We start from the raw sequence: 20,698 nt of genomic DNA, 5'->3' as shown, positions 1-20,698 counted from the left end.
TCGCCGCGATCCTGAGCACTTAGGCGCGTATTCACATACCAATTAGAAGTATTGCGGGCTGCAACAGGCATAGCTATCCTGTTGCAATGCAATAGATGGTGTAAGAAGAGACGGGCCGAAAAAAATGTTTACGAACAATGCCAATGGGGCCGGCACCAATTGGTTCAGCAAAGGAGAGACGTCTTTGCCGTTTTACCACCTTTACGAACTGAACCACGCCGCGATGGCGCCCTTCAGAGCTTTGGCCGACATGACCCGGCTCTACTTCCAGAACCCGCTGAATCCGCTGACTCATACCAGCTACGGCCGTTCGATCGCTGCCGGCTGCGAGGTGCTTGAACGCACGACGCGCCGCTACGGCAAGCCGGAGTTCGGTCTCAAGGAAACCACCGTAAGCGGTGTGCGTGTTCCTGTACGTGAAGTCAGCGTCTGGAGCCGTCCGTTCTGCGACCTGATCCACTTCGAACGCGGGGTCACGACGCACCGCAACGATCCGAAGATCCTGATCGTCGCGCCGATGTCCGGCCACTACGCCACGCTGCTGCGCGGCACGGTGGAAGCACTGATGCCGAATGCGGATGTCTACATCACCGACTGGATCGATGCCCGCATGGTTCCCGTGCAGGAAGGCAAGTTCGATCTTGATGATTATATCGATTATATCATCTCGATGCTGCACTTCCTCGGGCCGGATACGCACATTCTGGGCGTGTGTCAGCCGTCCGTGCCGGTGCTGGCAGCCGTCGCTGTCATGGAAGACCGCGAAGACCCCTATGTACCCTCCACGATGACGCTGATGGGCGGACCGATCGACACCCGCGTGGCGCCGACAGCGGTCAACGACCTGGCGGTTTCCAAGGGCATAGACTGGTTCAAGAACAACGTCGTCATGAAGGTTCCCTTCCCGCATCCGGGTTTCATGCGGGACGTTTATCCGGGCTTCCTGCAGCTTTCCGGGTTCATGAGCATGAACCTCGACCGTCACGTGACCGCGCATCGGGACTTCTTCCAGCATCTGGTGGAAGGCGACGGCGACAACGCCGAAAAACACCGCGACTTCTATGACGAATATCTCGCCGTCATGGACCTGACGGCCGAATTCTATCTGCAGACCGTCGAAACGGTGTTTATCGAGCACGCGCTGCCGAACGGCACCATGATGCACAATGGCCGTCTGGTCGATTGCGGCAAGATTACCCGCACGGCCCTTCTGACCGTTGAAGGCGAGAAGGACGACATCACCGGCCGGGGCCAGACCAAGGCGGCGCATAAGCTCTGCACCAGTCTGGACGACGACATGAAAGCGCATTACGAGCAGCCGAATGTCGGCCACTACGGCGTTTTCAACGGATCGCGCTGGCGGTCCGAGATCGCGCCGCGGGTCATGGATTTCATCCGCTCCAACCGTACGGACCTGCGCAAGCCTGCCGCCAGGGCACCGGTCGCCAAGGCCGCTGCCCCGGCTCCTGCGGCTGCCGCCGCACCGGCTGCGAAAGCAGCTGCCGCACCGGCCGTGAAAGCAGCGCCTGCGCCTGCCAAGGCCAAACCGGCTGCAAAGAGCAGCGGCAATTCGCTGGAGAGCATCCTGCTGACCAAGCCGGACGGTGCCGCGGATGATCTGAAATCGATTAGCGGTGTCGGCCCGAAACTGGAATCGGCTCTCAACGAAGCCGGTATCTTCCACTTCTGGCAAATCGCCGGCCTGACGGAAGAGCAGATCGAGGCCCTGGACACCAAGCTGGATTTCCGTGGCCGTATCGCCCGGGACAACTGGATCGAGCAGGCTCGCCAGCTTTCCGAAACGGTGAGCTGAAACAAGCATCGGTGAAGGCACCCACCATGGGTGCCTTTGGCCGCGTGCCTTTAACTTGTCCCAAAAAGTCCGGTTTCTGGCGGCAGGCAGCCTGCTGCTATTGATTCTGGCCTTTCGGCCCAATACAAGTGCCGGTCAGACAGCGAGGCCGGAGGTTTCAGTAGTGCTCAATATTTTTATTGGTTTCGATCCGCGTGAAGCGATTGCCTATCATGTTTGCGCCAACAGCCTGACCCGGCTTTCGAGCGACGTGCTGGCGATTACGCCGCTGTCGCTGCACAATTTGAAGACCTACAACGAGACCCATACCGACGGGTCCAATCACTTCATCTACACCCGCTTCCTGATCCCTAGCCTGATGAACTACAACGGCTGGGCGCTGTTCATGGACGGCGACATGATCGTGCGGGACGACATTGCCAAGCTGTTCGCCATGCGCGACGAGAGCAAGGCGGTCATGTGTGTCCACCACGACTACCAGACCCGGCAGACCACCAAGTATCTCGGCTCGAAGAACGAGAACTACCCGCGCAAGAACTGGTCCAGCGTGGTGTTGTGGAACTGCGGTCACCCGGCCAACAAGGTGGTAACGCCCGACTTCGTGATGAATGCCACCGGCGCGCAGCTGCACCGGTTCACCTGGCTGGACGACGAGCTCATCGGCGAGCTGCCGAAGGAATGGAACTGGCTGCCGGATGAATTCGGCCCCAACCCCGACGCGAAACTTCTTCACTTCACGCTCGGCACGCCCTGCTTCCACGAATACGCCAACGCGCCGATGGCGGCTGAATGGCACCGCGAGAAGCTCCTGGCGAACTATTCGGCGCAACATGTGATCGACGGCCCATTCGACTGATCCGTTTCGCATTTCACATATAAATCAATGAATTAGACCTGGTCTGCAACTTTGCAGGCCGGGTTTTTCGTTGCGGGAATTCTGTGATCCCTGTCACGAATCCTTGAAGGAGCCTGCAATCGTCCCCACTTGGAAAGTCGTGGATGTCTGAAATGGATAGGACGATGACAACAGCCAAAAGTTGCATGATCAAACCTGCCTGGACGCCGGTAACTATCGGCCTGATGGTGCTGGGATTCGTGGCATTCTGGCCGCTTGGCCTTGCCATGCTTGCCTACATTTTGTGGGGCGACCGCTTTGAAGGCATGCTCCGCGATGCGAAAGATCAGTGGCGGGGCAGCCCGCTGAAGGGAGCCTTCGAGCAGATGAATACGACTGCCTATGCCCGCACGGGCAACGTCGCATTTGACGACTATCGCGAGCGCGAACTGAAGCGACTGGAAGAAGAGCGTGCCAAGCTCGACACCATGCGCGCCGAGTTCGATGATTTCCTCCGCGAATTGCGCCGCGCGCGCGATCAGGAAGAATTCGATCGCTTCATGGCCAATCGGGGCCGCAGCACTGGCGACGAAGCCACACCGCTGTAAAGTCTCCTCCTCCCGGATCCGTTCCCCGACGGCCAGACCAAGAGCGGCGCCTGAAAAGGCGCCGCTCTTGTCCGTTTCAGAACAGCCAGAATTGCAGCCGGCCTTCAGAAAGCCGGAATCTCAATCAATTTCCCCCCTTTAGAATTGCCGCGAAATCGCTCGCAAATTCGCTAAAATCGGAACAACTGATTCGATGGACCTTCGCCCTTGATGTTTCTCCGCGCCGGCAAGAAAACGCTGCCCGACCATATCGAGATCCAGACCGGTGCCAGTGCCGTGCGCATCCGCCTCAAGGCCAATCCGCGCGCGCAGCGGTATCTTCTGCGTCTGCCGGCCGACAGGTCCGGTCCGGTGCTGACCGTCCCCAAGGGCGGCGATCTTGCCCGTGCCGAGCGGTTCGCGCGCCAGCACATCGACTGGCTGATAGAGCGTCTGCAGGACAGGGCGGACCACGTCACGTTTCTGCCCGGGGAAATCGTGCCCCTGCGCGGCGAGGATCACGTCATCGTGCCAACCGGCAAGCTGCGCGGGTTGATTACCCTTGGCCGGAACGACGCCGGTTTGCCGGCGCTGTTCGTGCCGGGGGCTGAAGACCACATCCCGCGCAAGGTCACCACCTGGCTGAAGGAACAGGCCCGGGCGGACCTCTCGGCCCGCACAACACTCCACGCCACAACCATCGGCAAGAAGGTCGCGGCCATCAGCATTCGCGACACCACCAGTCGCTGGGGGTCTTGCGCCTCCAACGGACGACTTTCCTTTTCCTGGCGGCTCATTCTGGCACCAACGGAAATCCTCGATTATGTCGCGGCCCACGAGGTGGCGCATCTGAAGGAAATGAACCATTCGGCGCGCTTCTGGCGCCTGTGCGAACAGCTTGCCCCGCAAACACCGAAGGCTCGCGTCTGGCTGAAGCAGAACGGGGTTCGCCTGCACGGGTACGGCTGAAATTGCCTTCCTAGCCGCCCGACCGGCGCAGGCGCGCTGCAGACGGCCAACCGAACAGGTTGACGCAAAGACCCGATACCACCAACGCTGCCGCGCCCAGTTTCCACGGCTCCAGGGGTTCGCCCAGAACAAGGGCGGCTGAGAGCATGCCTACGATCGGTACCAGCAGGGTGAAGGGCGCCACGGTCGCCGCCGGATATCTTGCCAGAAGGCCGCTCCACACCGAAAAGCCCAGCAAGGTCGTCGGGTAGACGATGTAGAACAGAGCAAACAGCCCCTGCCACGAAACGGTTTCATAGACCTGCCGGTAGACGTCGAGACCCTCGACGAAGGCCGATAGCAGCAACAGCGGCAGCGGGGCCACAAGGCTGCCCCAGGCAACCAGCGACAGCAGATCAACGGTGCCGATGCGCTTGGTAACGAGATTGGCGATAGCCCAGGAACAGGCGGCCAGAACGACCAGACCAAGCCCGGTCAGTGTTGTGCTGCCCGTCAGGTTGAATGCCACAAGGCCAAGGCCCGCGGTCGCCAGCGTGGCTCCGGCAATCTGCGCCGGACGGGCCGTTTCACCCAGAAAGGCAACGGCCAGTGCTATCGTAATGAACACATGAACCTGCAGCACAAGCGAGGCCAGTCCTGCCGGTATTCCAAGGTGCATACCGGCAAACAGAAGTCCGAACTGCAGCGCGAACATGAACAGGCCGAACAGGACGACCAGCTTCATCGACGTGCGCGGCCGCTTCAGGAAAAGGACGGCCGGAAAAGCTGCCAGGGCAAAGCGCAATGCGGCAAACAGGATTGGCGGCAGTTCCTGCAGACCGATCTTGATCACCACGAAATTGAACCCCCAGACCGACACCACAACGAGCGCGAGCAAAATGTCTCGTCCCTTCAAGGCCGGGTCTCCGTCCGGCCTTCCGCCGTCGCTTGGCGCTTGTGCGCTTCGGTAATGATCGTCTTGTTGAGGATACGCACCTCGCCGACCATCAACAGGCGCATGTCGCGCACAATGTAGTCTGCAAGTTCGTCGTCCGAGATGGTCGTTCCGGGAATGTCGAGCCGGAAGCCCTGCCCCTGAATGCCGCCACCGTTCGAGAAATCGATCTCGAAATCGAAGCAGACCCGTTTTTCGTCATTTGTCTGGATGTGTGTCATGGCTTGTCTCCTCAAATGGACATAGCCAACCATCGGTCCTATTGTGAAATTAATTGTTCTGGTCTTATTGAAAAGAAAAATTACTCAATGGATGAGCATGTCCTGCGCACCTTCGTCGCCGTCTGTGACCGGCAGAGTTTCCGTGCCGCCGGCGAGGATGTCGGGCGCACCCAGTCTGCCGTCAGCCAGCAGATAAAGGGCCTGGAAGCCGAACTCGGTGTTCAATTGTTCAACCGCTCCACCCGTTCGGTCGAGATGACGCCGGCGGGACAGACCTTCTACAGCCATGCCTGCAGCCTGCTCAGCCGGCACCGCGAGGCGGTATCCGCCGCGCGCGGGGCTTCGGTGCTGCCGTACCTGCGCATTGGCGCAACGGACGACATCGCCGCCTATGGCCTCGTGCCTGTCTTGAGAGCGCTGGAAGACGGCCCGGAGCCCTGCTCTCTCGATCTGGAAACCCACTCCTCGCAGATGCTTCTCGCAAGTCTCGGCTCCCGGTACGATCTTGTCATCGTGATGTCGCCCCAGCGGTCCCGGACCGGTGACCTTGTTGCCAGCGTACCGCTCGTCTGGCTCGGCAGCGCGTCGCTTTCAACATCGCAAAATGCCCTGCCACTTGCGGTCTATGCCGACAGATGTGCCATGCGCGATGCCGCCATTGCCGCGCTGGACACGAGTTCGGTGAAATGGACGACCAAGGCCACCGTGTCCGGCCTTATCGTCATCGAGGCGGCTGTCCGTGCCGGCATCGCCGTGGCTCCGGCCCTCACCGGGTTCCATGCCGCCGACCTGCCCACAGTCACCTCGCTGCCTGTCCTGCCGCACCTGGAGCTTCGCATCGTCGCCGGAACGCCGGTGGGGGAAACATACCTGCCTTATGTGCGCGAAGGCCTGCAGGGGCTTCTGGAGGCAAAAGGGTAAGCGGCGGCCGGGCAAAACCAGTTGCAAACACGGGAGAATCTGCTTCGATTCCCCTGGGGACGCTGGGAGATGCAACATGAAAAGCTTGAGATATCCGATCAAAGTCGTCGCGCTGGCCTTGCTGGGCTTTGCCCTGCCGGGACTGACATTCTCCGGTCAGGCGATGGCCGACAGCTGCTGGAACCACAATGGCTCGCTCATGCGGCTTCAGGCGCAGGGCAATCAGCGATGGCTGTCCTATGAAGTGCCGAAACCGGTCCTGCGCAACGCTGGTGTCCAGCGCGGCACGCTGCTCTTCAACGGCGCCAAGAACGGCAACTGGTATTCCGGCACCGCCCGGGTGTTTTCCAAATACTGTCCGGGTTCACCGCTGGAAAATTTCGTCGAAGGTCCGGTGCGCGGCGACCAGCTTCAGGTCACTGTCACCGGCACCCGTGAAGTCTTCAACCAGTGCCGCCCCACCGGCCGCTACACCACCGACACGCTGGTGTTCACCTACAGCCATCAGTGCTGAGGTGGAATTAACGGATATGTGTCGCAGGTATTTCTGAGAAATGGAGCAAGTGGCCCATCCTTCGAGACAGGCCTCCGGCCTTCCTCAGGATGAGGAAGATGTGTGTTGAAGGCCAGGGAAGATCAACATAGTGAACCTCATCCTGAGGAAGGCTGAAAGCCTGTCTCGAAGGATGGGCTGCACACACACGGTCGGAACGCACAGTTCCACCGGCTGAAGCCTCAAACACGGCCTTATGAGCCGTGAACAACAGTGCCCGGATCAGCCGCCACCAAACAGATTGCGCAGCAGGTTCAGCGGGCCGCGGCGTTCGCCGTTGCCTTCGCCGCCGCCACCAATGGGGGCTGGCGGTATCGGTTCGCTGCCGGAGCCGACGGTTTCCACCGGGCCGGGCTTGCGCGGGGCGGAGACGGTTGCCGGTACATCCGGCACGCCGGGCAGGTCTGCCACGGGCAGGCCCTCGTGGGAGGCATCCATCACCTCTTTCCAGACCGTGGCGGGCAGCCCGCCGCCGGACGCCTTGCGCGTCGGTGAGTTGTCGTCATTGCCGAACCAGACGGCGGTGGTCAGATTGCCCGTATAGCCGATGAACCAGGCGTCGCGGAAATCCTGGCTGGTACCGGTCTTGCCTCCGGCGGGACGCCCGCTTTCCAGCCGTGCCTTGCGGCCCGTGCCGGTTACCAGGGTTTCCGACATCATCATGTTCATTTCGCCGACCAGACGGCGGTCGATGACGCGGCCGCGGCCATCGCCGGAGCGGGAATAGAGCGTCTTGCCGTCCACGGTCTTGATCCGCCGAATCACATGGGGGAGCACGCCATAGCCGCCGTTGGAGAACGGCACATAGGCACCGGCGATTTCCAGCGGCGTGACTTCGGAGGTGCCGAGCGCGATCGACAGGTTGTTCTTCATTTCCGAGGTGACGCCCAGCCGTTTTGCCGTGTCGGCAACGGTTCCCGCGCCAACCTCGTAGGTCAGCTGCGCGGCCACCGTGTTCAGCGACAGGCTGAGCGCTCGTGTCAGCGTCACCGGGCCGTAGTAGTCCTTGGAATAGTTCTGGGGCGACCAGTTGCCGAACCGGACCGGCTGGTCCTGGCGGATCGTCTGGGGTGAAAGGCCGTTTTCAAGCGCGGCCAGATAGACGAACGGCTTGAAGGACGAGCCCGGCTGCCGCTTGGCATAGGCTGCGCGGTTGAACTGGCTCTTGGAATAATCGGCCCCGCCAACCAGTGCCTTCACGGCGCCCGCGGTGTCCAGTGTTACGACAGCTCCCTGGGAGACGCCGTATTTCTCGCGGTTTTCCTTCAGGGCACTGCGCAGCGCCTGTTCGGCAGCTCGCTGCATCTTCGGGTCGATGGTGGTGTCGACCACGATGTCGGTTTCGATCGAGCCGATGAAATGCGGCAGCACGTCCATCACCCAGTCGGCGGCATAGTTCTCGCTGGCGGTGGTGTAGCGGCGCACCACCTTGGCGGGCGCGGCCAGGGCGTTCTTGGCTTCATCGCCCGTGATGTAGCCTTCCTCGTTCATGGCAGCGAGCACAAGCTGGGCGCGGTCTTCTGCGAGGTCCGGATTGCGGGCGGGCGAATAGCGCGAGGGTGCCTTGAGCAGGCCTGCGATGGTGGCAGCTTCCGGAATGGTCAAAAGCCGTGCCGATTTGCCGAAGTACCTGCGGGCAGCAGCATCCACGCCATAGGCGCCGGAGCCGAGATAGACCCGGTTCAGGTACATTTCCAGGATCTCGTCCTTGGAATATTCGGCCTCCAGCCAGAAGGCGAGCACCAGTTCCTGGATCTTGCGCTTGATCGTCCGATCCTGTTCCAGGAACAGGTTCTTGGCAAGCTGCTGGGTCAGCGTCGAGCCGCCCTGCTGCAGGCGGCCGGAGGTGAAGTTGGTGTAGACGGCGCGGGCAAGACCGACCGGGTCGACACCGAAATGGGAGCGGAAGCGCCGGTCCTCGATGGCGATGACGGCATTGGGCAGATAGGGTGGCAATTGCTCCAGGCGCACGGCCTCGCCGCCGGTGTCTCCGCGGTTTGCCAGCAATTCGCCATTGGCGGCGACAATCTTGACGTTTGGCGGTCGCGCCGGAACCTGCCATTCGGAGGTCGGCGGCAGAAAGGCGGCATAATAGCCGACCAGGCAGACAACGGCGATGGTGCCCCAGATGCCGAGCACCATGCTCCAGTAGAAGCCGCGCTTGAGAAGGCGACCGAAGGCAGTCGGTGCCTGGAACCTGTTCTTGCGTTTGGCCTTGCGCCGTTTGGCACCGGACCGGCCGCCGCCCCTTCCGTTGCCTCGGCCATTGCCGTTCTTGGCCGTCTTGCGGGTGGAGGAAGCGGGTTTTTTCTTGGCCGGAGCCTTGCGGGTCTTGCCCTTGCCGGACGACTTGGAAGAAGGCGCAGCTGGACGGTCCTGCGGGCTTAAACGCAGGTCGAGCAGGCTGCTGCCTGAATTTCCGAATGTCGGTTCAACACGCGGCTGGCGTTTCGCCCGAGGCGCCATTGATCCTTCGTCCCCTAACTCCGTACCAACCAGGGTTGGCGTTATCCGGCAAACGCCGGTTTCCCCGGAGATGAGCTTAAATTGCGGCGATTTAAGGGGGCGTTAAGGCTACGGGCTTTTGCACGGGCAAGACGACGGGATGTTCAGCTACAGGCGGCGCGCACTAGCTCGATAACCATCCCGCACAAAAGGCAGCAAACCCGCAGCATCGGGAACCGATAGCCGCTCAAACGCAGGAAAAATGCAAAGGCTTGTGCGTCCGCGATTCCGGCCAAGGGTCAAGCCTGGCCGGAAGGACGAAGGAAAGCTTGGCAGCAATCGTCGGAGCTAGCTGGAATAGCGGCTTGCGTCGGCGCCGTAATAATTGACGTAGCGCGTGTTCAGTTCGGACACCGGCATGATGATCAGCACATCCGTCGTGCCGAACTGGTGATCGATCACCGCCCCGTCGCCGATGAACGCGCCGAGGCGCAGATAGCCCTTCACAAGCGGGGGCAGGGCCCGCAGCGCTTCCTTGGAATTGAGATCCTCGGCCGGCATGCGGTTCATTTCGACATATCTGTCTTCCACCGCGCGCACGCGCCATTCTTCCGGGGCACGGGCATTGTGATGCAGGAAGGCGAGCTGGCCGGCGATGGCGTCCGGATTGGTGCCTTCGATCGAGGCACAGCCGAGCATGACATCGATGTTGTGGCGCAGAACATAGGACCAGATGCCATGCCACAGGAGCTCGACGGTCTTCTTGTTGCGGTAAGGCTTCAGAACGCAGGACCGGCCGAGTTCCATGAAGCGCTTGCCCGGGTTTGCGTCGATCAACGACTGGATGTCGTATTCGGCGGCGGTATAGAAACCGGCATGCTGATCGGCGATTTCCTGGCGCAGGATCCGGTAGGTACCGACGATTTCAGGCTTCAGGCGGCCCAGCTTGTTGCGCTTCTGCAAGTCGTGGTCGACCACGAGCAGGTGATCGCAATAGGCGTCGAAGGGGTCGGCATCACGGCGGGTTGCCAGCGTATGCGCATCGGCAATGGCCGACATTTCCTCGTAGAAAACGTCATAGCGCAGGCGCTGTGCCTTTTTAACTTCCTTGAAGTTGCGGGCCATCCGCACTTCCAGGGATCCGATCCGGCCGAGCGTTTCGCCTGTCTTGACCGGGGTCTGCAGCGCTGGCCCGATGCGCTGCGCGTTGGGGAGGTTGGCGTCCGGACGCATTGCCGGTGTGAATTTCCTGACCAGTTTCCTGGGAGAAAAAAGCCCTTGGCGCATTATGGACATTCCACCCTCGTGTATTCCTTATGGCGCACTGACAGGTTTCACAGGTTCTCGTCTGTTTCACTTGCCGAATTACCTTCGCCGGAACATTACGTCCGAACCCGGTCAGTGTGCTTCAAGCCTGCCGTAGAACATACTATTCCGACAGCTGGATGACACTCGGTTTTTTGCGCCGTGTTTTCCACGTGCAAGCTTAGCCCACTCTTGCGGCTTTGTGAATTTCTACGAGCGCCAGTGGAAGCGTTTCCACTTCCGGCTGTCGCGACAGGGAAAGTTCGCTGCGTCAGGCGCGGCTGATTTCGGCCAATGCGTCGGAAATCGCTTCTACGGAAAGCGGTTTCGTCAGATAGCCGGCAGCGCCCACTTCGGTCGCCTTGTCCCTTGCATCCTTCATGACATCGGCGGTCACGATCAGCACCGGCACATTGGCCCGGCCGGCGGCCTGTTCGTCGGACCGGATCTGGCGAATGGCCTGGAACCCGTCGAGGCCTGGCATGTGCAGGTCCATCAGGATCGCGTCATAAGCGCCGCTGGCGGCTTCCTCGACGGCCTTTTCGCCGTCGATCACCATCACCGGCACATGGCCGAGCTTGCGCAGCATGGCTTCGCTCAAAAGGCGGTTGATGTCGTTGTCTTCGGCCACGAGCAGGCGCAGCGGCCGGGCCGGAACCTTGTAGCGGTTCGGCAGGAAGCCGTTGCTGACGGGCTCCGCGCTTGCGTCCCAGGCGTGTTCCATGCCGTCGTCGTCCAGCAGGCCGGAAAAGATCTGGACCAGGGTCTCGATCCGCACCGGGCGGATCAGATAGGCGGCATAGCCGGCTTCGCGCAGATGTTCCAGGCGCTCGCGTTCTGGCGGAGCGATCATAACGACGGCAGGAGCCTTGCATCCGGTCAGGCGGGCAGAGGCCAGCCAGCCGCCGCTGTCGGACAGGGCACCGTTGTCGACCACCAGTAGATCGGCCTCGGCCAGCGCGGCATCGAGATCCGAACTGCCCGGTGCATGCACGGAAACATTGGCCGCGTGATATTGCAGCCGTCTGGCCAGCAGCGGGCATTCGATCTGGCTGGTGCTGACGAACACGATCCGGCGGCCCTCAAGCTTGGCCAGGCGTGGATCCGTGTCGGCAACAAGGGATTCGGGGATCGGCAAGGACACGCGGAACTGCGCGCCGCCGTCTTCGGAGGGCTGCGCGGCAATTTCGCCACCCATCAGGCCGGCAAGCCGCTGGGCGATGGCCAGACCGAGGCCGGTGCCGCCGAACTTGCGCGCCGGGCCATGGTCGACCTGCTCGAATTCCTGAAACAGCCGCTCGGCCTCCTGTTCGTCAAAGCCGATGCCACTGTCGCGCACGTCGATATCCAGAAAACCGCCACCGTCCGGATTGGGGCGACCTGTCAGTTCGACGGCAACGCCGCCCTCATCGGTGAACTTGATGCCGTTGCCGATGAGATTGTAGAGGATCTGGCGGACACGGGTGGCGTCCAGTGTCACCTCTTCCGGCAGGTTCGGGTCAAGCATGGAGCCGATTTCAAGCGACTTGGCGTGGGCTTTCGGAGCAAGCAGTTCAACGACGCTTTCCACCAGGGCGCCAACCCGAACCGGGGCAGCCTGAATGTCGAGCTTGCCGGCCTCCACCTTGGAAAAGTCGAGCACTTCATCGATCAGGAGTAGCAATGTTTCGCCGGAGGTTTCCAGCGCCTCGATATAGGCGCTCTGTTCCTTGGTCAGGCGGGTGTCGCGCAGGAGCGCGGCCATGCCGAGCACCCCGTTGAGCGGCGTACGGATCTCGTGGCTGACGGTCGCGAGAAAGCGGGATTTCGCCTCGTTGGAGCTTTCGGCGGAATGACGGGCAGCCAGCAGTTCTTCTTCGATCAGGCGCCGCTCGGTCACGTCGCGCAGAACGGTCTGCACCAGCTGGCGATCCGTCGTGGTGTCGCGCACCGGAATGTCGATACGAGAGAACCAGCGCGGGCCCTGAGCGGTATCGATGTGGAGATCCTGAAATCCCATGCCCGGGGTCGTCTTGTCCAGGGCCTGCGTGACGGCGCTTTCGAAACCCACTTCCTCAAGCAACGGAAGATGCAGGGTTGCGCCCGGCTGCAAGGCATGTCCGATCCCGAACACATCGTCTGCAGCAGAGTTCACATAGGTGATGGTGCCGTCCTGGTCGCGCCGGACGACGACATCGCCAAGCGTTGCCAGGATGCTGGCGTGACGTTCGTCGGATTCGCCAAGTTCCCAGGCGCGGTCTTCCAGTTCCTCGCAGCGTGCCATCAGGCGGCGGATCTTGTCATCCTTCACCTGTAACGCCTGCACCGAGCGCTGCATGTCGTCGGCAAACAGCCGCCAGACAGCCAGCCCGCCGGCAAAGAAGGTCAGACCAAGACCGAGAAACCGGTTCAGGCTGTCGCTGGAAACCATGATGAAACCGGCGGCAAGGCCGATGATCATGCCCGCCAGGGCAAGATGCTGCAGCGATTTGGCAGGCGCGGAGACGGGCGCGTCTGTTGCCCGTCGGCCTGGGCCGACTTCGGGACCGACGTCCTCCTCGTCGAGGGGTTTCGTGATGCTGGAAGAATATTCGTCTGTAGTTACGGTGTCCGCAGAGGAAAGCTTTTGCTCTTCGGCAAAGAATTTGTCCTGCGTGTCATCGGCTTCTGGCGCGGCATTGACGGCGCGTTCGCTGTTTTGACTGACCAAGATAACTACTCTCTACAAGATCCTGTTGCCTTGAGAGTGCGTGGTAAACTTTGAGAAACCGTTTCATTGCCTGATAAAAAAAGTAAATCGGGAATTTCGCGCCGCGATCATATCCAGTCTTTCAGCACCGGATGGGTCTCGACATTGGCAATTCCATCAAGGGCAGCAATACGGTTGCGAAGCTCGGCGAGGCTCTCCAGCGTCTGGGCGCGCACCAGCAGAACCATGTCCCTGTCGCCGGAAATTGAGCGGCACTGGAGAACCTCCTCGAATTTCGAAACCACCGGCGCAATCGCCGCACAGGTCGCCGAGCCTGTCCGGATCCACAGATAGGCTTCGATTTCGGCCGGCTCCGGATCGCTGATCCGGATCGTGTAGGCGCGAATGACGCCGGTTTCTTCCAGCTTCCGGATCCGGGCCTGAACGCTCGACCGGGCCAGGCCGACATGGGCAGCCAGCGTTTTCACAGGTGTCCGGCTGTCGGCTTCCAGTAGTTGCAGCAAGGTCCGGTCGATTGAATCCATGGGTCTTCTGTCATTGTCCTGTGTGTCGAACTGCCTGCGTTCACCGGCAATTGACCGGCCGAACCGGTCAAAATGCCGGAAGAAACGAGAGCCTGTCCGCGATAGCACCCTTGAGTGATTTTGCAGCGGGAGAGTTTCATGGATTTCCATCTCGATACAAGCAGCTTTACGGCGGAAAGAGCCTGGGGGTCACGTCTGATCGGTGAACTGGACGGCATCACGGTCCGCCTGCACTGGACGGACAAGCCCTACAAATGGCACGTCAACGACGGTCCGGAAGTCTTCGTGGTTCTGTCGGGCACGGTCGACATGCACTACCGCGAGGCCGGAACCGAGAAGGTTCAACGCCTGACCGAAGGACAGATCTTCTTCGCGAACGACGGCGATGCCCATGTGGCCCATCCCGTTGGAGAGGCAAGAGTGCTCGTGATCGAGCGCAAGCATAGCGTTTGACAGTGTAGATCACAGGGCAACCCAGGGAGCGGCTGCAGTGGCAATGCACAAACCGGCTGGAGAGCCCCGTCGGCCGGATGAAAGTCCCAACCTCTCACCCCACCCGGTCATTGCAGGGCTCGACCCTGCAATCCATCCCCTGACCTTCGCCCACCGCAAAGCTTTGCCGATTTGGAGCGTATCGGCATGGATCCCATGGTCGAGCCATGGGATGACGGAATTGAGGAAGGGGAAAAGGGCTGCCTTTTCATCCCGGGCAATGCGTAGCGAAGCGCGGGATTCAGCAATTGCTGTCGTCAGTACCGGCTCCCACGCGCTGCCATGATTTGTCATCCCGGTTTGACGCAACGCGGCAAGACCGGGATCCAGTACGCCGTGTCGTCCGAGGCGAATAATCGCAAATCAGCTGGATACTGGATCCCTGCCTGTGCGGGGATGACAAGTCGCCTTGCCATAACCTTTGCTCACGGCAAGGACTTTTCTCTTTGCGGCGGAATGGCATGGATCCCATGGTCGAGCCATGGGATGACGACCTGCAAGGGTATGAGACGGATCTCCGCTTTTTTCCGGGCAAGGCGCAACGGAGTAAGGTGGAACGTTGCGGATTGCGGTTACCCAAACAAAAAACCCGGCAGAAACCTGCCGGGCTTTCAGGATCAGGTTGTTGTCGCGTCGGTTTACCGGACGTCGAGGAAACCGATGATTTTGCGAACGTCCTTCAACACCGGTTCGGCGATGGCGGAGGCCTTTTCGGCGCCTTCCTTCAGGATGGCGTCGATCTGCGCCTTGTCGTCCATCAGGCGGCGCATTTCGTCGGTCATCGGCGAGAGTTTCGCCACCGCCAGGTCGGACAGGGCCGGCTTGAAGGCCGAGAACTGCTGACCGCCGTATTCCTTCAGGACGTCGGCCTTGGTCGCGCCGCTCAGGGCGGCATAGATGCCGACAAGGTTGTCTGCTTCCGGACGGCCTTCCAGGCCGCCGGTTTCGCTCGGCAGGGCGTCCGGATCGGTCTTGGCTTTCTTGATCTTCTTGGAGATCGAGTCCGCGTCGTCCGTCAGGTTGATGCGCGACAGGTCCGACGGATCGGACTTCGACATCTTCTTGGTGCCGTCGCGCAGCGACATGATCCGGGTAGCCGGGCCGGCGATCATCGGCTCGGTCATCGGGAAATAGAGATATTCCGGCAGTTCCGGAGACGGCGTCGGGTTCTCGATACCGATATCCAATTCCTTGATCCGGTCCGCAAAGTCGTTGTTGAACTTGGCGGCGATGTCGCGGGTCAGTTCAAGGTGCTGCTTCTGGTCGTCGCCGACCGGAACATGGGTCGCACGGTAAGCCAGAATGTCGGCAGCCATCAGGTTCGGATAGGCGAACAGGCCAACGGAAGCGTTTTCCTTGTTCTTGCCGGCCTTTTCCTTGAACTGGGTCATGCGGTTGAGCCAGCCCATGCGCGCCACGCAGTTGAAGATCCAGGCAAGTTCGGTGTGTTCGCGAACCTGGCTCTGGTTGAAGATGATCGATTTCTTCGGATCGATGCCGGCCGCCATATAGGCAGCGGTCACTTCACGGGTTGCCTGGGCAAGCTCGTGCGGATCCGGAAACCCTGCCGTGATGGCATGGCTGTCGACGACGCAGAAGATCGTCGGCATCTGATCCTGCAACGGAACCCAGCGCGAAACGGCGCCCAGGTAGTTGCCAAGATGCAGGTTGCCTGTCGGCTGGACGCCGGAAAAGACACGGGGCTGGAACTCCGCCATTTCAAATCCCTTTAGTGGTGCGGCCGGTTGGAAGGGCGCTATGAATGTTTGGGCGGGCCGGGTTTAAGCCCGGTCCGTTATGCATGCAAGCTGGAAACGGCGTGCGCCGGCGTTTCGCGGTCAGGTGTTGCGCCGTCTCAACGCTTTCAGCATGCCGACAAGGTCGGATCCGCCGCTGAGTTGGGTGAAGACGGCAAAGGTGACCATGCCGACGAGCACGAGCAGAACGAGACTGCCCGCACGCACCGCCAGCCACGGCGCCGATAGCCAGGAGGCCATGTAGATGGCAGCAAAATGCACCGCGACCCCCATCAGCAGGCTGGCGAGCACCACCAGCGACAGCCGCCGGAGCAGCTTGAAATCGGGCTGGAAATGGCCCCGTCGCCACAGGACGATGATCAGCAGGCCGGTGTTCACCCAGCCAGCCAGCGTTGTGGCCAGCGCGATGCCCACATGCTGGAGCATGGGAAACAGCGCGATCGAGAGGCCGACATTCACGACCATGCCGACAACGGCAAAGATCATCGGCGTCTTGGTGTCTTCCCGCGCGAAATAGCCGGGCGAAAACACCTTGTTGAGCACAAAGGCGGGCAGGCCAAAGGCAAATGCCGTCAGGGCTGCAGCCGTGCCTTCCACGGCGGCGGCATCGAAGCGCACCCGCTGGAACAGCACCGAGACGATTTCCTGCGGTATGACCGCCAGGGCAACCGCGGCCGGCAGGGTCAGCACCAGTGAGAACTCCAGTGCACGGTTGAGGCTGTGCTGGTAAGCGCCCATCTGCCCGGCGCGCAGTTGCCGCGTCAGGCTGGGTAAAAGCACCACGCCGATGGCGATACCGATCACCCCGAGCGGCAACTGGTAGAGCCGGTCGGCGAAATAGAGCAGCGCATTGGCGCCTTCCTGCATGGAGGCGATGATCTGGCCGACGGCAATGTTGATCTGGGTGACGCCGCCGGCAACGACGCCCGGAATGCCAAGCATCAGCAGGCGTTTGGCCGATTTGGTATAGCGCGGGCGGAAGACGGGGATCTTGAAGCCGAGGCGCTTCAGGTCAATCAGGACGACGATCAACTGCACGATCCCGCCAACGGTGACGCCGATGGCCAGAATGACCCCGAGCGCCGTGTCGTCCTTGATACCGAGATAAAGCACTGCGCCCAGTACGGCGCTCATCACCACGTTCAGCATCACCGGTGCGAAGGCAGCGGCGGCAAAGCGCTGATAGGTGTTGAGAATGCCGCCGATGAAGGCAAGCATCGACATGAAGATCAGATAGGGAAACGCGATCCGCGACATCAGAACTGTCAGGTCGTACTTGGTAGGGTCTTCCACGAAACCCGGTGCCAGTGCCCACACCACCAGCGGCATGAAGATTTGTGCAAAAGCAGTCAGCACCAGCAGGCAGAACAGCAGCGCTGCGCCGATTTCCCCGGCGAACCGCTTGGCGCCCGCATCGCCCTCTTCCTCGACCGTTCGCCCGAACAGCGGGATGAAGGCGGAGTTGAAGGCGCCTTCGGCAAACAGCCGGCGGAACAGGTTGGGCAGACGGAAGGCCACCACAAAGGCATCAGCAACCGGACCGGCCCCGACGACGGCGGCCAGAAGCACGTCGCGAACAAAGCCGAGCAGGCGGCTCAGCAGGGTCGCGCTGCCGACGGTTGCGAAATTGCGGACGAGACTCATGCCGGAAGGACTCCGAAGAGGAAGGTATGCACTTATGAAGCCTGCCGCTGAACCTTGCGGGTTGCCGGAGCTGCCGGATCGAGTTCCACATGGCCGTCGACCGCATTGGCAAGGCGCTCACGGATGATTTCCTGACGCCCGATGTTGGCAATTTTCTGTCCGGTGAGATCGGTGACGTAGAAAACGTCGACCACTTTCTCGCCGAAGGTCGAGATATGGGCCGAACCGATGTTCAGATTGAGCGTCGCGATGGAGCGCGTCAGGTCGTAGAGAAGGCCTGGCCGGTCGAGACCGGAAATTTCCAGCACCGTGTAATCGTCAGACAGCGCGTTGTTGACCAGCACTTCGCTGGCCACCTTGAAGGCCTTCATGCGGCCCTTGACGCCGGTCTTTTTGGAAACGGGCTCCGGAAGCCGCTCTTCGCCGCGCAGCGTGGTCTCGATCAGCTTGGCAATCCGCTCGCCGCGGCGCTTTTCGTCTTCGTCGTCCGGCAGTTCCCGGCCGATGAAGATCGTGTCCAGCGCGTAGCCGTCCGTGGTGGTGTCGATCTGTGCGTCAACGATATTGGCACCGGTCGTGTAGCAGGCCCCGGCAATGATCGACAGCAGGCGCGGATGGTCCGGCGCCATGATCGTCAGCTCGGTCACACCCTCGAAGGCGCGTGGGATGACCTGGAAGGCAAGCTGCCTCTTGTCCTTGTCGGCCTTGTGCAGAAGTTCGGCATGGGAGACCAGTCGCTCCGGCTCCGTACGCAGCCAGTAGGCCGGATAATGCCGGTTCAGATAGGCATTGCGGTCCTTGGCGGACCAGTGCTCCAGCTTGCTGCCGAGCTCTTCCTTGGCCTTGTCGATGGTCTGGCGATGCGACATCTTCGTGTGGCCGCCGGACAGATGGGGTTCGGTGGCATAGTACAGCGTGCGCAGCAGCTGGCCTTTCCAGCCGTTGAAGACGCCGGGCCCGACGGCGCGAATGTCGGCCACGGTCAGGATCAGGAGCAGTTTCAGCCTTTCGAGCGACTGCACCGTGTTGGCGAAATCCGTGATCGTTTTGCGGTCCGACAGGTCGCGCGACTGGGCAATGGTGCTCATGTCCAGGTGATGCTCGATCAGCCAGGCAACCGTCTCGGTTTCCGCGTCGTTCAGTCCGAAACGCGGGCACAGCTTGCGCGCGACCCGGGCGCCGGCGATCGAATGATCTTCCGGCCTGCCCTTGGCGATGTCGTGCAGGAACATGGCGACAAACAGCACCTTGCGGTTCTGCAACGTCAGGATCAGGTCGGTTGCCAGCGGATGGTCGTCGCCGGAATTGCCGCGCTCGATATCGGCCAGCACACCGATAGAGCGGATCAGGTGCTCGTCGACCGTGTAGTGGTGATACATGTTGAACTGCATCATCGCCACGACCTTGCCGAACTCGGGCACGAAGCGGCCGAGCACGCCGGTTTCGTTCATCTTGCGCAAGGTCTTTTCCGGCGCGTGCCGGGAGGTCAGGATCGACAGGAAAAGCCGGTTCGCTTCAGGGTCGGCGCGCAGGCTCCCATCGACCAGCTTCAGCGAATGCCGCATCAGGCGGGTCAGCTGCGGATGCATGTTGTAGTCGTGCTTGTCCGCGATCTGGAACACCCGCAACAGGTTGGTCGGATCGGTTTCGAACACGGTGTCGGATACCGCATTCAGGCGGTTGTTCTCCACCACGAAGCCGGTCGCCCCTTCAACGGGCTTGGCCGTTGCCGAAACGCGGCCTGCGCGCAGGCGGCGCATCATGCCGGTCAGGCCCTTGCCGCGCGGCTCCTTGACGTGCTCTTCCTCCAGCGCGGCGCAGATGATGCGGGTCAGATCGCCGACATCCTTGGCCACCAGGAAGTAGTGCTTCATGAAACGCTCGACATCCTTCATGCCCGGGTGCTGGGTGTAGCCGAGCCGGATCGCGATCTCGCGCTGGACATCGAAGGACAGGCGCTCTTCCGGCCGTCCCGTCAGGAAATGCAGATGGCAGCGGACCGCCCACAGGAAGTCGTCAGACTTCTTGAACCGCGCATATTCCGAGCGGGTCAGAACGCCTTTCTTGACCAGTTCCGACTGTCTGTTGACCCGGTAATGGTACTTGGCGATCCAGAACAGGGTATTGAGATCGCGCAGACCGCCCTTGCCCTCCTTGATGTTCGGCTCGACCAAGTAGCGCGAGGCACCCTGGCGCTTGTGGCGGTCATCGCGTTCCAGCAGCTTGGCGGCGATGAACTCCGAGCTGGTGCCTTCGACCACTTCCTTGTCGAAGCGCTGGACGAGTTCCTCGAAAAGGGCCTCGTCGCCCCAGATGTAGCGGGCTTCCAGAATGGCGGTGCGGATGGTCATGTCCGCCTTGGACAGGCGGATGCATTCATCGATATTGCGGGTCGCGTGGCCTACCTTGAAGCCCAGGTCCCAGAGCATGTAGAGGATATATTCCACCACCTGCTCGCCCCAGGGGGTCTGCTTGTACGGCAGCACGAACAGAAGATCGATGTCGGACCCCGGCGCCAGTGTGCCGCGACCGTAACCGCCAACGGCGGCAATGGCCATGCGCTCCGCGGCGGACGGGTTCTTGATCCGGTAGACGTGGTGCAGGGCGAAATCGTAGATCACGCGGATCAGCTCGTCCTGGATATAGGACAGCCGCCCGGCGCACAGCAGCCCGCCGCCGTCCTCGTCCAGCATCGCCTGGGCCTTGCCGCGAGCGTCTTTCACCACCTGCTTCAGCATCGCAAGAACAGCCGAGCGGGTCTTCATGTCCGAACCGTCGCCGTCATTGCCGGCGGTCAGCGCGGTGAGGCGATTTCTCAGGTCGTCGGCATCGATCAGTCCGGCAAGGTCTTCCTGGGAGAGTTTCATACTGGTCCAGTGTTCCGTTCAGCAGGCGCAGGTTTGCTGGAGGTTATATAGAGGATGGGGTTGAAGGACACGTAAATCCTGAACTGACCTGAAAGAGGCTGCGTTCCAAGCGGAACAGAAACAGCAATGCACCGCCATGCCA

General features: G+C 61.2%; 16 protein-coding genes. 7 read left to right on the top strand and 9 right to left on the bottom strand.

Features of this window, described 5'->3' with window-relative positions; translation table 11 throughout:
- The first annotated feature begins 184 nt into the window (after nucleotides 1–184).
- The 4 genes from phaZ (at nucleotide 185) to J7447_RS20380 (ending at nucleotide 4,204) form a co-directional block, all read left to right on the top strand.
- Nucleotides 185–1,813, top strand: coding sequence for a polyhydroxyalkanoate depolymerase (phaZ, locus tag J7447_RS20395; RefSeq protein WP_286189398.1), 1,629 nt, complete (start codon nucleotides 185–187; stop codon nucleotides 1,811–1,813).
- 163 nt (nucleotides 1,814–1,976) lie between these two features.
- Complete coding sequence (locus J7447_RS20390; RefSeq protein ID WP_055660566.1) at nucleotides 1,977–2,669, top strand: glycosyltransferase; 693 nt, start codon at nucleotides 1,977–1,979, stop codon at nucleotides 2,667–2,669.
- 164 nt (nucleotides 2,670–2,833) lie between these two features.
- Nucleotides 2,834–3,256: a DUF2852 domain-containing protein gene (locus tag J7447_RS20385; protein ID WP_023002401.1), complete on the top strand. Its 423-nt coding sequence runs from the start codon at nucleotides 2,834–2,836 to the stop codon at nucleotides 3,254–3,256.
- A 210-nt stretch (nucleotides 3,257–3,466) separates the two neighbouring features.
- Entirely contained in the window at nucleotides 3,467–4,204 is a 738-nt protein-coding gene (locus J7447_RS20380) for a SprT family zinc-dependent metalloprotease (RefSeq protein ID WP_152505037.1), read from the top strand.
- Between the two features lie 10 nt (nucleotides 4,205–4,214).
- Here J7447_RS20380 and J7447_RS20375 read toward each other — a convergent pair whose 3' ends face one another.
- Nucleotides 4,215–5,099 carry an EamA family transporter gene (locus J7447_RS20375; protein WP_209170736.1) on the bottom strand — a complete coding sequence of 295 codons (885 nt, stop codon included), beginning with the start codon at nucleotides 5,097–5,099 and terminating at the stop codon, nucleotides 4,215–4,217.
- The gene (locus J7447_RS20370; RefSeq protein WP_209170735.1) at nucleotides 5,096–5,359 is read right to left on the bottom strand and encodes a hypothetical protein; all 264 of its coding nucleotides are present in this window, start codon (nucleotides 5,357–5,359) and stop codon (nucleotides 5,096–5,098) included. The genes J7447_RS20375 and J7447_RS20370 overlap by 4 nt, the downstream gene beginning before the upstream one ends.
- A gap of 87 nt (nucleotides 5,360–5,446) precedes the next feature.
- On the opposite strand from J7447_RS20370, the gene J7447_RS20365 reads away from it, so the two are divergent.
- On the top strand, nucleotides 5,447–6,280 hold the full coding sequence (locus J7447_RS20365; RefSeq protein WP_209170734.1) for a LysR family transcriptional regulator: 834 nt from the start codon (nucleotides 5,447–5,449) through the stop codon (nucleotides 6,278–6,280).
- Nucleotides 6,281–6,356: 76 nt separating this feature from the next.
- The gene (locus tag J7447_RS20360; RefSeq protein ID WP_209170733.1) at nucleotides 6,357–6,794 is read left to right on the top strand and encodes a hypothetical protein; all 438 of its coding nucleotides are present in this window, start codon (nucleotides 6,357–6,359) and stop codon (nucleotides 6,792–6,794) included.
- A 261-nt stretch (nucleotides 6,795–7,055) separates the two neighbouring features.
- Here J7447_RS20360 and J7447_RS20355 read toward each other — a convergent pair whose 3' ends face one another.
- The 4 genes from J7447_RS20355 to J7447_RS20340 form a co-directional block, all read right to left on the bottom strand.
- Nucleotides 7,056–9,299, bottom strand: a complete 2,244-nt coding sequence (locus tag J7447_RS20355; RefSeq protein ID WP_209170732.1) for a PBP1A family penicillin-binding protein — start codon at nucleotides 9,297–9,299, stop codon at nucleotides 7,056–7,058.
- A gap of 327 nt (nucleotides 9,300–9,626) precedes the next feature.
- A complete protein-coding gene (locus J7447_RS20350) occupies nucleotides 9,627–10,565 on the bottom strand; it encodes a GNAT family N-acetyltransferase (protein ID WP_206909141.1) in 939 nt (312 codons plus the stop codon).
- 289 nt (nucleotides 10,566–10,854) lie between these two features.
- Entirely contained in the window at nucleotides 10,855–13,272 is a 2,418-nt protein-coding gene (locus J7447_RS20345) for an ATP-binding protein (protein ID WP_209170731.1), read from the bottom strand.
- 107 nt (nucleotides 13,273–13,379) lie between these two features.
- Nucleotides 13,380–13,796 carry an Lrp/AsnC family transcriptional regulator gene (locus J7447_RS20340; RefSeq protein WP_209170730.1) on the bottom strand — a complete coding sequence of 139 codons (417 nt, stop codon included), beginning with the start codon at nucleotides 13,794–13,796 and terminating at the stop codon, nucleotides 13,380–13,382.
- Nucleotides 13,797–13,934: 138 nt separating this feature from the next.
- On the opposite strand from J7447_RS20340, the gene J7447_RS20335 reads away from it, so the two are divergent.
- A complete protein-coding gene (locus J7447_RS20335; RefSeq protein ID WP_152505029.1) occupies nucleotides 13,935–14,249 on the top strand; it encodes a cupin in 315 nt (104 codons plus the stop codon).
- A gap of 677 nt (nucleotides 14,250–14,926) precedes the next feature.
- On the opposite strand, the gene trpS is transcribed toward J7447_RS20335, so the two are convergent.
- The 3 genes from trpS to J7447_RS20320 all read right to left on the bottom strand — a co-directional run bounded on the left by trpS (nucleotide 14,927) and on the right by J7447_RS20320 (nucleotide 20,556).
- Entirely contained in the window at nucleotides 14,927–16,006 is a 1,080-nt protein-coding gene (trpS, locus tag J7447_RS20330; protein WP_023002390.1) for a tryptophan--tRNA ligase, read from the bottom strand.
- A 120-nt stretch (nucleotides 16,007–16,126) separates the two neighbouring features.
- Nucleotides 16,127–17,689 (bottom strand): murein biosynthesis integral membrane protein MurJ, encoded by a 1,563-nt coding sequence (gene murJ / locus J7447_RS20325; RefSeq protein WP_062485891.1) that lies wholly within the window; start codon nucleotides 17,687–17,689, stop codon nucleotides 16,127–16,129.
- Between the two features lie 32 nt (nucleotides 17,690–17,721).
- Nucleotides 17,722–20,556 carry a [protein-PII] uridylyltransferase gene (locus J7447_RS20320; protein WP_023002388.1) on the bottom strand — a complete coding sequence of 945 codons (2,835 nt, stop codon included), beginning with the start codon at nucleotides 20,554–20,556 and terminating at the stop codon, nucleotides 17,722–17,724.
- Nucleotides 20,557–20,698 lie beyond the last annotated feature (142 nt).

It is taken from the genome of Labrenzia sp. R5_0, from assembly GCF_017743835.1.
GTDB classification, from domain to species: domain Bacteria; phylum Pseudomonadota; class Alphaproteobacteria; order Rhizobiales; family Stappiaceae; genus Roseibium; species Roseibium algicola.
Note: the sequence above shows the minus strand (reverse complement) of the source record. Positions and strands in the feature narration are given on the sequence as shown.

Coding starts and splice junctions, on each gene's coding strand:
- J7447_RS20385 (WP_023002401.1), top strand. CDS start 2,834: ATGACAACAGCCAAAAGTTGCATGATCAAACCTGCCTGGACGCCGGTA.
- J7447_RS20380 (WP_152505037.1), top strand. CDS start 3,467: ATGTTTCTCCGCGCCGGCAAGAAAACGCTGCCCGACCATATCGAGATC.
- J7447_RS20370 (WP_209170735.1), bottom strand. CDS start 5,359: ATGACACACATCCAGACAAATGACGAAAAACGGGTCTGCTTCGATTTC.
- J7447_RS20365 (WP_209170734.1), top strand. CDS start 5,447: ATGGATGAGCATGTCCTGCGCACCTTCGTCGCCGTCTGTGACCGGCAG.
- J7447_RS20360 (WP_209170733.1), top strand. CDS start 6,357: ATGAAAAGCTTGAGATATCCGATCAAAGTCGTCGCGCTGGCCTTGCTG.
- J7447_RS20355 (WP_209170732.1), bottom strand. CDS start 9,299: ATGGCGCCTCGGGCGAAACGCCAGCCGCGTGTTGAACCGACATTCGGA.
- J7447_RS20350 (WP_206909141.1), bottom strand. CDS start 10,565: ATGCGCCAAGGGCTTTTTTCTCCCAGGAAACTGGTCAGGAAATTCACA.
- J7447_RS20340 (WP_209170730.1), bottom strand. CDS start 13,796: ATGGATTCAATCGACCGGACCTTGCTGCAACTACTGGAAGCCGACAGC.
- J7447_RS20335 (WP_152505029.1), top strand. CDS start 13,935: ATGGATTTCCATCTCGATACAAGCAGCTTTACGGCGGAAAGAGCCTGG.
- trpS (WP_023002390.1), bottom strand. CDS start 16,006: ATGGCGGAGTTCCAGCCCCGTGTCTTTTCCGGCGTCCAGCCGACAGGC.
- murJ (WP_062485891.1), bottom strand. CDS start 17,689: ATGAGTCTCGTCCGCAATTTCGCAACCGTCGGCAGCGCGACCCTGCTG.
- J7447_RS20320 (WP_023002388.1), bottom strand. CDS start 20,556: ATGAAACTCTCCCAGGAAGACCTTGCCGGACTGATCGATGCCGACGAC.